This window comes from Bacteroides hominis (assembly GCF_033042785.2).
Taxonomy (GTDB): Bacteria; Bacteroidota; Bacteroidia; order Bacteroidales; family Bacteroidaceae; genus Bacteroides; species Bacteroides hominis.
Map to the genome: position 1 here is coordinate 1,394,328 of NZ_CP178829.1, position 15,914 is coordinate 1,410,241.

Here is a 15,914-nt window from a genome sequence, read left to right on the forward strand (position 1 = left end):
CAATGAAAAAGAGAAATTTTATAGCTGTTGCTGCTTGTGCACTGGCATTAAGTAGTTGTAGTGGATTTCTGGACCAAAAGCCAGATCGCATTATGACGGAAGATCAAGTTTATGGAGATGTCAATCTGACAAAATCTGTATTGGCTAATTTCTATGAACGTATATCATTAGGCCAACATGTAGGAGATACGGATGGGTTCGCTCTGTTGGATGAGGCCATTACTTATGATACTAAAGATGATCAGGAAGTTGATCGTAACTGGTGGCGTACATATGATTATACATTGATCCGTAATATCAACCAATTCTTAAAAGGATTGAGAGAATCGACCGCATTGTCTGAAGTTGATAAAACTCCTATGGAAGGAGAGGCTCGTTTTATACGTGCATGGGTTTATTTCTGTACTTGTCGTACTTTGGGAGGAATGCCGATTGTAGGCGATGAAGTGTACGATTATACTTCTGGTATGGATATTACTACTCTTCAGGTTCCTCGTGCAACAGAGTCTGAAATGTATGATTATATTATAGAAGAGTGTAAGGCCATTGCGGAAATGTTGCCGACCGAACCTTCAAAGAATGGAGCTCGTGCAACTAAATGGGCCGCAAAAATGCTTGAAGCAAGAGCAGCTGTTTATGCAGGTTCTATTGCCCGATACAATACAGTTGCCGATTATCCATTGTTGAATCCGGAAACAGGAGTAGTAGGTATCTCTTCAGAGAAAGCAACTGATTATTATAAGAAAGCGTTAGCTGCTGCAGAAGAGGTTATCAATAGTGGAAAATATTCTTTGATGAGAGTTGCTGATGATGCTACTCCGCAAGAGAAAGCAGACAACTTCTTTAAGGCTGTATGTGAAAAAAATGGCAATACAGAAGTCATTTGGTCACGTGATTATATTTATCCGGGACAAACTCATGGTTATACCAAGTCAGTACAGCCCCATGATGGTGCCGAAGATGGAGGAAATAGCCGTTTATCTGCATTACTAAATCTGGTAGAAGCTTTTGAACCTATAGCTACAGATACTCCGGGAGAAGGGGCTAAGTTTGATGTTGGTACAAAGGATGATCCTAAATTTTATACTAATCCCGAAGATTTATTTGAAGGTCGCGATCCTCGTTTAGCCGGAACGATTCTTTATCCTGGTTCTTCTTTTAGAGATAAAACTGTCGTTTTGCAAACAGGGCAATGGATTAAAAACGCTGATGGACAGTGGGAACAGAAATTGGGTCAGAGCCTTGGAGAAAAAGATGATCAAGGAAGATATGTTACAGCCTTGAATGGTCCGATGGTTCGTAATGACCAACGTGAATGTAATCGTACAGGTTTCTATATCCGTAAATATCTTGATAAAACGACTTCTGCGGGAACCGACCGTGGATCTGAAATGTGGAATGTTTATTTCCGTCTCTCTGAGGCTTATTTGATAGCTGCAGAAGCTGCTTATGAACTTAATGGTGGAAGTGATGCTACTGCTTTGAAATATATAAATGCAGTACGTTCCAGAGCAGGTGTTAAAGAATTGATTTCTGTTAACCATCAACAGATTATGCATGAGAATCAAGTAGAGTTTGCCTTTGAAGGCCATCGCTGGTGGGATTTGAAACGTTGGCGTCAAGCTGATAAGATCTGGACAGGCTCAGAAATGGATATCACGGCTACACGCCGTGGCTTGTGGCCTTTCTTAGTTGTCTCTGACGATGATAAGAATGGAAAATGGGTGTTCTTTGAAGAAAACATGAATCGTTATTATAGAAATCCGTTGAAATGTCTACCTAAACATTATTATGCTGAGTTAGATAATGGTTGGCTGAATAACAATCCGAAACTGGTGAAGAACCCGTATCAATAATCTTAAATTAGAAAGAAATAATGAAAGCAATATCCAAAATTTTTTCAGCACTACTATTGGTAATGATAGTTATTACCAGTTGTACAAAGGATAATTATGATGCTCCGGAATCAATGCTGACTGGAAAGGTCGTTTATGAAGGAGAGGCTTTGCAACTACGTGGAAATGAGGCGGTCCGATTGTTCCTTTATCAGCGTGGTTATGAAAAGCATGATCCGATTGAAGTTTTTGTAAATCAAGACGGAGCTTATTCCGCATGCTTATTTGATGGTGAGTATCAATTGATCACCAAAAGTGGTAATGGCCCTTGGTCAGAAGAAGGCCGCGATACTATTAATGTTATTGTCTCTGGTAATACTGTACAAAATGTAGAGGTCGTTCCTTATTACATGGTCAGAAATGCTGAGATGAAACTGAATGGTAATGTAGTGACAGCTTCCTTCAATGTAGAAAAGATTGCGGGGAAAGAAATAGACCGTGTCTTCTTTATGTTAGGAACAACTCAATACATAAATGATGGTGAACATAATGTTGATCGTTTTGATGATGCAGATGGTGCCAAAATGGCTGAAATAAATGTAACAGGTGCACGCTATGAGTTTACTCCTAAGGACTATACAGACAATAAAATGTTTCAAACAGCTTTGAAAAGAGGTACTCTTTTCGGCCGTATTTGTATATGGCCAAAAGGTTCTGATCAAGGAATTTACTCTGAAGTAATCCGACTGAAATAATTCATATCAATGTTTAATAGGGAAAAGGGTATCGGGCTTTCCTGATACCTTTTTCTTTTTCAATAAACCTTTTATTAACTCTTAAATTAATTGTATTATGAACAAGAAATTCTTTATCGCAATGTTGGCATTTGCATTCTTTGGTATGACAAATGTAATGGCTAATACATCGAAGGATGAAGTAGCAGAAGTAAGTAGCACGAATAAAGTGACAGCTACTGAGTATTATTTAGAAGCTGCGGGACAGAGTGGATCTGGTCTTTTTTATTCTATTGAACTTTTAGATTCCTCTCAAAGAAAACTAAAGATTATGACTAAAAGAGGAGGGCATGTTGAGATCAACTGTCATGGGCATGGTATTGTACCAGATGATCGTTTATTTTATACAGCCGATAGTTGGACAGGAGAAATTATAACTGATGAGATCAATACTGAAGCTTTTACCATAAGTACCAGTTACAATGAGAGTAGTAGTAGCTCTACTATTAAATATGAAACTCGGTATTATTATATCAGAGAAAGATAATTTGATAACTGGTTAAAATTAAAGTCTCCTATGTTTGGGTTTATTTCTGATAAACTGAATAAGGGGACTTTTCTTAATTTATATATTCAGCATGAAGAAACTTTTATTTTCCCTTTTTACTGTTTTTTCTTTCTGTGTTCCTTCCATTGCACAGCAGTATTCCAACCCCGTTATTAATTACAGCCTTCCCGACCCTACGGTTATCAAGGCAGATGATGGTTATTATTACCTGTATGCAACGGAAAATATCCGGAATCTCCCTATTCACCGATCGAAAGATATGGTAAACTGGAGCTTTGTGGGTACGGCTTTTACCAATGAAACCCGCCCTACATTCGAGCCGAAAGGAAATCTTTGGGCGCCGGATATAAATAAAATCGGTGATCGGTATGTGATGTATTACTCCATGTCTGTTTGGGGTGGAGAGTGGACCTGTGGGATTGGTGTGGCTACGGCAGATAAACCTGAGGGACCTTTTACCGATCATGGGAAACTGTTCCGCAGTAACGAAATCGAAATTCAGAACTGTATCGATCCTTTCTATATAGAAGATGGCGGCAAGAAATATCTTTTTTGGGGGAGTTTTCATGGCATTTATGGAGCCGAGTTGAGTGATGACGGACTTTCACTGAAAGGAGGAATGAAACCACAGCAGGTGGCAGGCACAGCCTATGAAGGAACTTATATTCACAAGCGGGGAGGTTACTACTATTTGTTTGCTTCCATTGGTCGCTGTTGTGAAGGGTTAAAGAGCACCTATACCACAGTGGTGGGGCGGTCGAAACACTTATTCGGCCCTTACGTAGATAAAAAAGGGGTATCGATGCTGGAGAATCATCACGAAGTGCTGATTGATAAAAATGCAGCATTCGTGGGCCCCGGGCATAACTCTGAAATCGTAACAGATGATAAAGGAGCGGATTGGATGTTTTATCACGCTGTCAGTGTAGCCAATCCTGAAGGAAGAGTGTTGATGCTCGACCGTGTAAACTGGAAAAAAGGGTGGCCTGTTGTAGAGGGGGATACACCGTCGTTGCAAGCAAAAGCCCCTGTTATCCGGCACAAATAAGGGGGTAAACATCAGTATTCCGCTATACTTCTAATGGTCTGTATACCGATATGCTACGTCTTATTCCGTTATCTCTATCTCGTCCCGCATACCCGGGCTGACGGGCCCGGGTATGCGGGCTCATGGGCACAGGCACGCGGGCTCATGGGCCCGGGTATACGGGACGGGGTAAACATCGCACCATTTTCAGCTAAGTAATAGGGAAAAACAAAATGCTTTATACGGCATATTTGCTTAGAAAACTCGACTTTATTCTTTGTGAATCAGTTCTTTATTCTGAATTATTCTCCTAAAACAGTGGGTGGAAGATGGAAGATACAGGTGGAAGATAAACGGGCTGAAAACGCGATCTTCCACCAAGTCATCCTGCTGATTATTAGAATGATAATCGTTGAAAGGTGGAAGATGGAAGATTGGAATGCATTTTTTGTATGAGAGACGGCATAGCGAGAACTACAAATGAATTCTTTTCATATTGCTGAATGTGTTTCTTGGTCACGCAGAATATGGAATGAATAAATTCAGGTCAAAAGCCTGCTACAAATGTTCCAATATTGATATTAAGTGTTCTATCCCTTGTTTTTGGTCAGTTTTTGCTATTTATTGAATAATAATTATCCTCCTTTCTCCAATATTTCCCCAATCTTTGTAACATCAAAATTTAAAATCTGAGGCAAAGACATGAAAAACAAAGTACTGACCCTGGTAACTATTTTATTAATTCTTCCCTGTACACTCGCATGGGCTGCTCAGCCCGGGGATGGAAAACTGAAGCACTTTACGAAGAAAGACGCAACGACGGCAATCGATGCTTTTCATTCTACTTTTTATAATCCGGAGATGAAACTGTATGCCATTTCTTCGGATATGAAAGGAAGAGCTGCCATCTGGGTACAGGCTATCTATTGGGATATGATTATGAATGCGTATAAACGTACGAAGGCTCCTGAATATCGCCAGTTGATAGAAGAGGTGTATCAAGGCGGATACGAACAATACGATAAATACAATTGGGACAATAAAATAGAATGGTTTATTTATGACGATATGATGTGGTGGATTATTTCGTTGGCGCGTGCTTACGAAATCACCGATGATCCGAAATATCTGGCACATGCCTCTTCGGGATTCTACCATGTCTGGAAAGAGTCGTACGATAAAGAGCGGGGTGGCTTGTGGTGGAATTTCAAGCACGATGGCAAGATGGCTTGCATCAACTATCCGACTACAGTAGGTGCCATGACTCTTTATAATGTAACCAAAGATCCCGACTATCTGGGAAAGGCTAAAAACGTATATGCATGGTCGAGGGATGTTTTCTTCGATAAAGAGAAAGGTCGTATAGCAGACAATATGCACTATCATTTCCAGAGACAGAATGGTATGGATATTGACTGGACAACCCAACTTTATAATCAGGCTACATTCATCGGATCGGCAGTGATGCTTTACAAAGCAACCGGCGAAAAGTCTTACTTGGACGATGCCATTCTGGCTGCGGACTATGTTCGCAACGAGATGTGTGATTCTGACGGACTGCTGCCGTTCAAGAACGGAGTGGAACAAGGCATTTATGCCGCCATCTTTGCACAGTATATCATTCGCCTGATAGAAGATGGCAATCAGCCTCAGTATATGGATTGGTTACGCCACAACATAGACGTGGCGTGGAACAACCGGGATGTGAAACGCAACGTGACATTCAAAGATGCAGCCAAACCCTGTCCGACAGGTGTGATGGAAAGCTATGATGCCAGCGGATGTCCCGCTTTGATGCAAGTGATTTCTCCATTCAAATAACAACACAAACACGTGACAACACAAACACATGAGTAAGAGGGTATTAGTTTTGATTGGTTTGTTTTTGGCCTGTGGCGGCGTCTATTCTCAAACCGCCACAGGCACAAAAACGAATTTCCAGACAGCAGAGCCGTGGAAACCGGAAACAGATGTGTGTGCCGATGCCGTGATGGTATACGGAACGCTGGATAAGAAAGGCGTTACTTTTGAGCAACGCGTACAATCGTGGAGAGACAAAGGATACCGGGCCGAGTTTATGACAGGGGTGGCCTGGGGAGATTATCAGGATTATTTTCTTGGAAAATGGGATGGGGTGAAAGATCACCTCAAAGAGGGGCAGCGTGACCGCGAAGGACGGGAAATTGCACACGGGCACCTGATTCCTTATATCGTACCTACCGAGAGCTTTATCCGTTACATGCAGGAAAAGCAGATCAAACGGGTGATCGATGCGGGCATTACTTCTATTTATCTGGAAGAACCGGAATTTTGGATGCGGGGCGGATATAGTGAAGCTTTCAAATCCGAATGGCAGAAATTTTACGGATTTCCCTGGAGAGATCAACAGGAATCTCCTGAGAATACGTACTTATCGAATAAACTGAAATATTATCTTTATTATAACGCTCTTAACGAGATATTTACGTATGCCAAAGCATATGGAAAATCGAAGGGGCTGGATGTGAAGTGCTTTGTGCCTACACATTCACTGGTCAATTATACGTCGTGGCAGATTGTAAGCCCCGAAGCGAGTCTGGCTTCGCTGGATTGTGTAGATGGATATATAGCACAAGTCTGGACAGGAACTGCCCGCGAACCGAACTATTATAACGGAGTGAAGAAGGAGCGGGTATTTGAGAATGCTTTTCTCGAATATGGATGTATGAAATCGATGACGGCTCCGTTGAACCGTAAGATGTATTTTCTGACGGACCCTATTGAAGATCGGGCGAAGGACTGGCTTGACTATAAGATAAACTATCAGGCTACTTTTGCTGCCCAACTGATGTATCCGACAGTAGACACGTACGAGGTGATGCCTTGGCCGGATCGTATTTATCAGGGATTGTATCGTGTGGCGGGGACAGACCGGAAAGAACGTATTCCGCGTGACTACTCTACACAAATGCAGATTATGGTAAATACGCTGAACGATATACGGACTTCGGAAACCCGGGTAAGCGGTACGCACGGCATCGGAGTGCTGATGGCAAATTCACTGATGTTCCAGCGCTTTCCCGACCACGATGGCTATGACGATCCGCAATTCAGCAGTTTTTATGGGCAGACCTTGCCATTACTTAAAAGGGGAATACCGGTAGAATTGGTACATATGGAGAATACTCCGTTTGAGGAGACGTTTGAAGGGTTGAAAGTGTTGGTCATGTCTTATTCGAATATGAAGCCGATGGAACCCCGTTACCATGATTTCCTGGCAACCTGGGTGAAAAAAGGGGGAGCCTTGATTTATTGTGGTGAAGATATTGACCCCTATCAGTCAGTACTGGAATGGTGGAACTCCAATGGTAACCGGTATAAAGTCCCTTCGGAACATTTGTTCGAAAAGCTGGGACTGGATAAGTCGCCTGTCAACGGGACTTATTCTTGTGGGAAAGGAACAGTGACCGTCCTGCGTGAGGATCCGAAACATTTTGTGCTGAAAAGTGGGAATGACCAACGATATTTTGACACGGTTTCGGCTGCTTACAGAAAGACTGCCAAGAAAGAAATAGAACTGAAAAATAGTTTCCTGCTTGAACGGGGACCCTATACCATTGCTGCCGTATTGAACGAAAGCGTCTCTGATGCTCCGATGGAACTTTCGGGATTATATATCGATCTGTTTGATAAAGATCTTCCGGTGCTGACTCGTAAAGCAATTCGTCCCGGTGAACAGGGTTATTTATATAATGTCAATCGGGTTCCGGGCGGGACAAAGGCAAAAGTCCTTTGCGGTGCTTCCCGGATATATGATGAAAAGATAGGAAAACGCAGTTATTCATTTGTTGCGAAAAGCCCGTTGCATACAACCAATGTTTCGAGAGTGCTTCTTCCGAAACAACCGCGACGGGTTTGTGTGAACGGGAAAGAAGAACTTGAACCGGGAAAATTGTGGGAAGAGCGTTCGGGTACCTTGCTGTTGAGGTTTGAGAATGATCCCGCCGGCGTGCAAGTAGATATTGAATGGTAAAAACTATAAAAAAAGAATCTGAAGTTATGAAACTTAAACTATCGACTCTGTTCTTAGGTGCAGCCGCCATGCTGAGCAGTTGTGGTGCACCGCAGGACATCAAGAGTGACAAAAATGAGTTGCGTGCGCCGGCTTATCCGTTGGTGACAATTGACCCTTATACCAGTGCCTGGTCGTTTACGGATAATCTGTATGACGGACCGGTGAAACACTGGACGGGTAAGGATTTCCCGTTCCTGGGTGTTGCCAAGGTAGACGGACAGATTTACCGTTTCATGGGAACGGAAGAACTGGAGCTGCTTCCGCTGGTAAAGACCTCGGAACAGGGCAAGTGGACAGCTAAGTATACAACAACGAAACCGGCTGACGGCTGGCAAAATGCCGATTTTAATGATGCTGCATGGAAAGAAGGCGAGGGTGCTTTCGGTACTATGGAAAATGAAAGTACAGCCAAAACCCAATGGGGAGAAGAGTATATCTGGATACGCCGTAAAGCGGATATTAAAGACAACCTGCAAGGTAAAAATGTATATCTGGAATATTCTCACGACGATGACGCCATCATCTATGTGAATGGCGTGAAGGTGGTGGATACCGGTAACTCGGCTAAAAAACACATGCTTGCCAAATTGCCGGAAGAGGCTGTGGCCGCACTGAAACAGGGAGAGAACCTGATTGCAATTTACTGTAACAACCGTGTTGCCAACGGTCTGATCGATTGCGGTCTGTTGGTAGAGAAGGACAATACACAGAACTTTACTCAGACAGCCGTGCAGAAATCAGCAGATGTGCAGGCAATGCAGACCAATTACGAATTTACTTGTGGACCGGTGGATCTGAAACTTATCTTCACTTCACCTCTCTTTATGGACAATCTCGATTTGATGGCTCGTCCGGTGAACTACCTTACATATGAAGTAGCTTCGAATGATGGAAAAACACATAACGTAGAACTTTATTTTGAAGCCGGTCCGCAGTGGGCACTCGACCAACCTCATCAAGAAGCCGTAGCCGAAAGCTTTACCGAAGGTGATTTGGTATACCTCAAGACAGGAAGCCGCAATCAGGAAATATTGGGTAAAAAAGGCGATGATGTCCGCATTGACTGGGGATATTTCTATCTGGCTGCTGACAAGGAAAACAGCACTTGTGCAACCGGAGATGGAAAAACACTGAGAAAGAGCTTCATCGACGGACAACTGACTTCATCGAAAACCGATGGAAGTGATAAGTTGGCATTGGTTCGCTCACTGGGTGAAACGAAGAAAGCAGAAGGACATCTGCTCCTGGGATACGATGATTTATATTCTGTTCAGTATTTTGGTGAGAACCTCCGTCCGTACTGGAATCGTACCGGAACCGAAACCATTCTGTCACAGTTTGCAAAAGCCGATAAAGAGTACGATGCATTGATGGATAAATGTGCCGCATTCGATGCCAATCTGATGAAAGAAGCCACCGAGGCCGGTGGGCGTAAATATGCCGAGCTCTGTGCGCTGGCTTATCGCCAGGCTATCGCTGCCCATAAGTTGGTGGAAGCTCCGAACAAGGACCTGTTGTTCCTTTCAAAAGAAAACTTCAGCAATGGTTCAATCGGTACGGTAGACATCACTTATCCTTCTTCTCCTTTGTTCCTTATGTACAATCCGGAATTGGCAAAAGGTTTGATGAACCACATCTTTTATTATAGCGAAAGTGGAAAATGGAACAAGCCGTTTGCAGCACATGATGTAGGTACTTATCCGTTGGCTAACGGTCAGACATACGGCGGCGATATGCCGGTAGAAGAATCGGGAAATATATTGGTACTGACTGCTGCTGTCGCTGCTGTTGAGGGGAATGCCGACTATGCTCAGAAACATTGGGATGTACTGACCACCTGGACGGATTATCTGGCAGAATACGGTCTGGATCCGGATACCCAGTTGTGTACAGACGACTTTGCCGGACACTTTGCACACAACGCCAACCTGTCTATCAAAGCCATTCTGGGTGTAGCGTCTTATGGCTACCTGGCTGATAAGTTAGGCAAGAAAGAAGTGGCTGAGAAATATACACAGAAAGCCAAAGAAATGGCTGCCGAATGGGTGAAGATGGCAGATGACGGTGATCACTACCGCCTGACCTTTGACAAGCCCGGAACTTGGAGCCAGAAGTACAATCTGGTATGGGATAAACTGATGAATCTGCAGATATTCCCTGAAACAGTTGCACAGAAAGAGATAGCTTACTATCTTGGCAAGCAGAACAGATATGGATTGCCGCTGGATAACCGTGAAACTTATACCAAGACCGACTGGATTATGTGGACTGCTACACTGGCACCGGATAAAGCCACATTCGAGAAGTTTATCGACCCGGTTTACCTGTTCATGAACGAGACTACCGACCGTGTACCGATGTCTGACTGGGTATTTACCGATCGTCCCAACCAGAGAGGTTTCCAGGCTCGTTCGGTAGTAGGCGGATACTATATCAAGATGCTCGAGAAGAAGTTGAAAAAATAAGATTCTGTCACAGGTGACACGGATTTTCACAGGTTAATCATTTTTCCCATTGATATTGAAGATTAAAGAATCTGTGTTAATCCGCGTAATCTGTGGTGAATTTAAAACCATTATTATCATGAAGAAATTAGCGCTATTACTTGTTGGCGTACTGGGTACTGCTCTTTGTACTTTTGCAAAGAATACAACAGAGCCGGTGGACTATGTGAGTCCGTTGGTTGGTACCCAGTCAAAACATGCTTTGTCTACCGGAAATACATATCCGGCTATTGCCATGCCTTGGGGGATGAACTTCTGGGTGGCACAAACCGGAAAAATGGGTGACGGATGGGCTTATACGTATGATGCTGATAAAATCAGAGGGTTTAAACAGACTCACCAGCCCAGCCCGTGGATTAATGACTACGGGCAGTTTGCCATTATGCCTGTTACGGGAAAGGTGGTATTCGATCAGGATCAGCGCGCAAGCTGGTTCTCACATAAAGCTGAGGTTGCCAAACCGTATTATTATAAAGTATATCTGGCCGATCATGATGTAACTACCGAGATTGCTCCGACCAGCCGTGCGGCTATGTTCCGTTTCACTTTTCCTGAAAGCAATGACTCTTATGTGGTGGTAGATGCTTTCGACAACGGTTCGTATGTGAAGGTGATTCCGGAAGAGAATAAAATCATCGGATACACGACCAAGAACAGTGGAGGTGTACCCGAGAACTTTAAAAATTACTTTGTACTGGTTTTCGATAAACCGTTCACTTTCACTGCGGCAGTAACCAACGGTAATATCTGTCCGGGTGAATTGGAATCGAAAGATAAACATGCCGGTGGTATTATCGGTTTCTCCACCCGTCGTGGAGAAACGGTAAACGTGCGTGTCGCTTCCTCCTTCATCAGTCCCGAACAGGCTGAACAGAACCTGAAAGAACTGGGCAAAGACAATCTGGAAGCTGTTGCTGCCAAAGGACGCCAGGAGTGGAACAAGGTGCTGGGACGCATTGAGGTGGAAGACGATAATATGGATCATCTCCGCACGTTCTATTCTTGTCTGTATCGTTCGGTACTCTTCCCGAGAAGTTTTTATGAACTGGATGCCAAAGGAAGCCCGGTACATTACAGCCCCTACAATGGGAAAGTCTTGCCGGGTTATATGTTTACCGATACCGGTTTCTGGGATACTTTCCGTTGCCTGTTCCCGTTCCTCAACCTGATGTATCCTTCGATGAACGAAAAGATGCAAGAAGGATTGGTGAATACTTATAAAGAGAGTGGATTTCTTCCCGAATGGGCAAGCCCGGGTCACAGAGGCTGTATGGTAGGAAACAATTCCGCTTCGGTAGTGGCCGATGCCTATCTGAAAGGTCTGAAAGGATACGAGATAGAAACCCTCTGGGAGGCAGTGAAGCATGGTGCGAATGCAGTTCATCCGCAGGTTTCCTCTACCGGACGTCTCGGTTACGAGTATTACAATAAACTGGGCTACGTACCCTACAATGTAGGTATTAACGAGAATGCCGCCCGTACGCTGGAATATGCTTATGATGACTGGTGTATCTATCAACTGGGCCGGGCGCTGAATAAGCCCGAAGAAGAGATAGCTGTCTATGCACAGCGTGCCATGAACTATAAGAACCTGTACGATAAAGAACATAAGCTGATGCGTGGCAAGAATAAGGACGGACAATTCCAGTCACCATTCAATCCGCTGAAGTGGGGTGACGCTTTCACCGAAGGAAACAGCTGGCATTATACCTGGTCCGTATTCCATGATCCTCAGGGACTGATCGATCTGATGGGCGGACAGCAAGGATTCAACCAAATGATGGACTCGGTGTTTATCCTGCCTCCTGTATTTGATGACAGCTATTACGGTGGTGTGATTCATGAGATCCGTGAAATGCAGATCATGAATATGGGACAGTATGCCCACGGTAACCAGCCTATCCAGCATATGCTTTATCTGTACAATTACTCGGGACAACCGTGGAAAGCGCAGCATTGGATTCGTGAGGTGATGGATAAACTCTATACACCCAATCCTGACGGTTATTGCGGCGACGAAGACAACGGGCAGACATCGGCCTGGTATGTGTTCTCTGCAATGGGATTCTATCCCGTATGTCCGGGAACGGATCAGTACGTGATGGGTACACCGTACTTCAAGCAGATGAAACTGCATCTCGAAAATGGCAAGACGGTGGTAATCAGTGCACCGGGTAATAGTGATGAAAACCGTTACATCGCGTCGATGACTGTAAATGGTAAGTCGTTAACCCGCAATTACCTGACACATAAAGAACTGATGAACGGTGCGAAGATCACGATGAAAATGTCGTCTACTCCCAACAAACAGCGCGGAGTGCGTGAATCGGATTTTCCATATTCGTTTTCTAAAGAAGTTCGTTGAGGCTGCAAAAAAGATAACTTATATAAACCAATCAAGATTATGCCAGAAAAAAACTCAAAGAAAATGATCGGGGCATGTGTCGTAACTGCGGCATTGCTCTGTGTACCTTCGGTTCTGAAGGCAGAAGGTATGTTGTCACATTATACTTGTGTGGCAGATGCTATTCAGAAAGACAACCGTCCGGAACCGGCTAAACGTCTGTTCCGTTCACAGGCAGTAGAAAATGAAATTATCCGCGTACAGAAACTGTTGCGTAATTCGAAGTTGGCCTGGATGTTTACCAACTGTTTTCCGAATACGCTGGATACCACCGTACACTTTCGTATGGGCAAGGACGGCAAACCCGATACTTTTGTTTATACCGGAGATATTCATGCCATGTGGCTTCGCGACTCGGGCGCCCAGGTATGGCCTTATGTACAGCTCGCCAACTCCGATCCGGAGTTGAAAAAAATGCTTGCCGGAGTGATCAACCGCCAATTCAAGTGTATCAATATCGATCCGTATGCCAATGCGTTCAATGACGGTCCTAAAGGCGGCGAATGGATGAGTGACCTGACGGACATGAAGCCTGAACTGCATGAACGTAAATGGGAAATCGACTCACTCTGCTATCCCTTGCGTCTGGCTTATCAGTACTGGAAGACAACAGGTGATGCCAGTATCTTCGATGAAGAATGGATACAGGCGATTACCAATGTATTGCGTACTTTTAAAGAACAACAGCGTAAAGACGGTGTAGGCCCGTATAAGTTCCAGCGTAAGACAGAGCGTGCACTCGACACGGTGACTAACGACGGACTGGGTAACCCGGTGAAACCTGTCGGACTGATTGTTTCTACTTTCCGTCCTTCGGATGATGCTACCACACTGCAATATCTGGTTCCTTCGAATTTCTTTGCCGTGTCTTCGCTTCGTAAGGCAGCCGAGATTCTGACAACGGTAAATAAAAGGACCGCTTTGGCCAACGAATGTAAGGCTTTGGCAGATGAAGTGGAGACAGCCTTGAAAAAATATGCTGTTTACAATCATCCCAAATACGGAAAGATCTATGCTTTCGAGGTAGACGGTTTTGGCAACCATATGCTGATGGACGATGCAAACGTTCCGAGTTTGCTGGCTATGCCTTATCTGGGCGATGTTTCAGTGGACGATCCGATTTATCAGAATACCCGTCGCTTTGTGTGGAGCCTCGACAATCCTTACTTCTTTAAAGGTAAGGCAGGCGAAGGCATTGGCGGACCGCATATCGGTTACGATATGGTATGGCCTATGAGTATCATGATGAAGGCTTTCACCAGCAAAGACGATGCAGAAATCAAGTCGTGCATTAAAATGCTGATGAATACGGATGCGGGTACAGGCTTTATGCACGAATCGTTCCACAAAGACAATCCGGAGAAATTTACCCGTGCCTGGTTTGCGTGGCAGAACACTTTGTTCGGCGAATTGATCCTGAAACTGGTGAACGAAGGTAAAGTGGATATGCTGAATAGTATACAATAAGAATATAACGAAACAGAAAAGAATACGATTCACCACAGATTACGCGGATTACCACAGAATTTTTGATATAAAGTTTCAATAGGACAATTTATTAATCTGTGGAAATCTGTGTAATCTATGGTGAACTCAAAACAGTTTAATCATGAAGAAATTAGCTGTATGGGCACTTGGTGCCCTCTTTGTAGCCGGTTGTGCAAAGACAGAACAGACTACTACGGATTCCGGTTTGGTGAAGAGTAACTTCCGGACTGAAGTGAACGGAAAGAAAACCGATTTATACGTACTCCGGAATCAGAACAACATGGAGGTTTGCGTCACTAACTTTGGCGGACGCATCGTTTCGGTGATGGTTCCCGGTAAAGACGGGGTGATGCGTGATGTGGTACTTGGCTTCGATTCCATTCAGGATTATATCAGCAAACCTTCGGATTTTGGTGCGAGCATAGGCCGTTATGCCAATCGCATCAATCAGGGAAAGTTTACGCTGGATGGTGTTGAATACCAGTTGCCGCGCAATAACTACGGACATTGCCTGCATGGTGGTCCGAAGGGATACCAGTATCAGGTATATGATGCTCTTCAGACCGGTCCTCAGGAACTTGAACTGACCTATCGCTCAAAAGACGGTGAGGAAGGTTTCCCCGGTAACATTACTTGCAAAGTAATCATGAAACTGACAGACGATAATGCGATCGATATTCAGTATGAAGCCGAAACTGACAAACCGACTATCGTCAACATGACCAACCACTCTTATTTCAATCTGGATGGTGATGCCGGCAGCAACGCAGATCATCTGCTGACTATCGACGCCGATTCTTATACTCCGGTGGACAGCACCTTTATGACTACAGGTGAGATTGTGACAGTGGAAGGTACTCCGATGGACTTCCGCACACCGACTCCGGTTGGTGCACGTATCAACGATTTTGATTTTGTTCAGTTGAAGAATGGCAATGGCTACGATCATAACTGGGTGCTGAATGCCAAGGGAGATATTACCCGGAAAGCTGCTACTCTCGAATCGCCCAAGACAGGTATCGTACTCGATGTATATACCAACGAACCGGGTATTCAGGTGTATGCCGGCAACTTCCTCGATGGTTCGCTGACCGGAAAGAAAGGCATTACTTACAATCAACGTGCTTCTGTCTGTCTGGAGACTCAGAAATATCCCGATACACCGAACAAGCCCGAATGGCCTTCGGCTGTGTTGCGCCCGGGTGAGAAATATAACAGTCATTGTATATTCAAGTTCTCGGTTGACAACGGCAAATAATCACAAGCGTTTTTAGTTGTATTGGCATAAGGAACATAGGAT

Annotated in this window: 10 protein-coding genes; all 10 read left to right on the forward strand. The window is 44.2% G+C overall.

The annotated features are described in order from the left end of the window. Positions 1–2 precede the first annotated feature (2 nt). The 10 genes from R3O62_RS06025 (at position 3) to R3O62_RS06070 (ending at position 15,872) form a co-directional block, all read left to right on the forward strand. Positions 3–1,856, forward strand: a complete 1,854-nt coding sequence (locus R3O62_RS06025; RefSeq protein WP_032540380.1) for a RagB/SusD family nutrient uptake outer membrane protein — start codon at positions 3–5, stop codon at positions 1,854–1,856. A 20-nt stretch (positions 1,857–1,876) separates the two neighbouring features. After that, on the forward strand, positions 1,877–2,590 hold the full coding sequence (locus R3O62_RS06030; protein WP_022012521.1) for a DUF3823 domain-containing protein: 714 nt from the start codon (positions 1,877–1,879) through the stop codon (positions 2,588–2,590). 97 nt (positions 2,591–2,687) lie between these two features. Beyond that, the gene (locus R3O62_RS06035; RefSeq protein WP_022012522.1) at positions 2,688–3,116 is read left to right on the forward strand and encodes a hypothetical protein; all 429 of its coding nucleotides are present in this window, start codon (positions 2,688–2,690) and stop codon (positions 3,114–3,116) included. 91 nt (positions 3,117–3,207) lie between these two features. Beyond that, positions 3,208–4,185, forward strand: coding sequence for a family 43 glycosylhydrolase (locus R3O62_RS06040; protein ID WP_188520621.1), 978 nt, complete (start codon positions 3,208–3,210; stop codon positions 4,183–4,185). Positions 4,186–4,866: 681 nt separating this feature from the next. Continuing rightward, positions 4,867–5,985 (forward strand): glycoside hydrolase family 76 protein, encoded by a 1,119-nt coding sequence (locus tag R3O62_RS06045; RefSeq protein WP_317472440.1) that lies wholly within the window; start codon positions 4,867–4,869, stop codon positions 5,983–5,985. Between the two features lie 28 nt (positions 5,986–6,013). Further along, positions 6,014–8,176, forward strand: coding sequence for a hypothetical protein (locus R3O62_RS06050; RefSeq protein ID WP_317472439.1), 2,163 nt, complete (start codon positions 6,014–6,016; stop codon positions 8,174–8,176). A 26-nt stretch (positions 8,177–8,202) separates the two neighbouring features. Next, positions 8,203–10,683: a glutaminase domain-containing protein gene (locus R3O62_RS06055; protein WP_005822815.1), complete on the forward strand. Its 2,481-nt coding sequence runs from the start codon at positions 8,203–8,205 to the stop codon at positions 10,681–10,683. A gap of 118 nt (positions 10,684–10,801) precedes the next feature. Next, positions 10,802–13,087 carry a GH92 family glycosyl hydrolase gene (locus R3O62_RS06060; protein ID WP_005812075.1) on the forward strand — a complete coding sequence of 762 codons (2,286 nt, stop codon included), beginning with the start codon at positions 10,802–10,804 and terminating at the stop codon, positions 13,085–13,087. Between the two features lie 39 nt (positions 13,088–13,126). Further along, a complete protein-coding gene (locus tag R3O62_RS06065) occupies positions 13,127–14,593 on the forward strand; it encodes a glycoside hydrolase family 125 protein (RefSeq protein WP_317472438.1) in 1,467 nt (488 codons plus the stop codon). 142 nt (positions 14,594–14,735) lie between these two features. Further along, complete coding sequence (locus tag R3O62_RS06070; protein ID WP_005779199.1) at positions 14,736–15,872, forward strand: aldose epimerase family protein; 1,137 nt, start codon at positions 14,736–14,738, stop codon at positions 15,870–15,872. Positions 15,873–15,914: the final 42 nt, after the last annotated feature.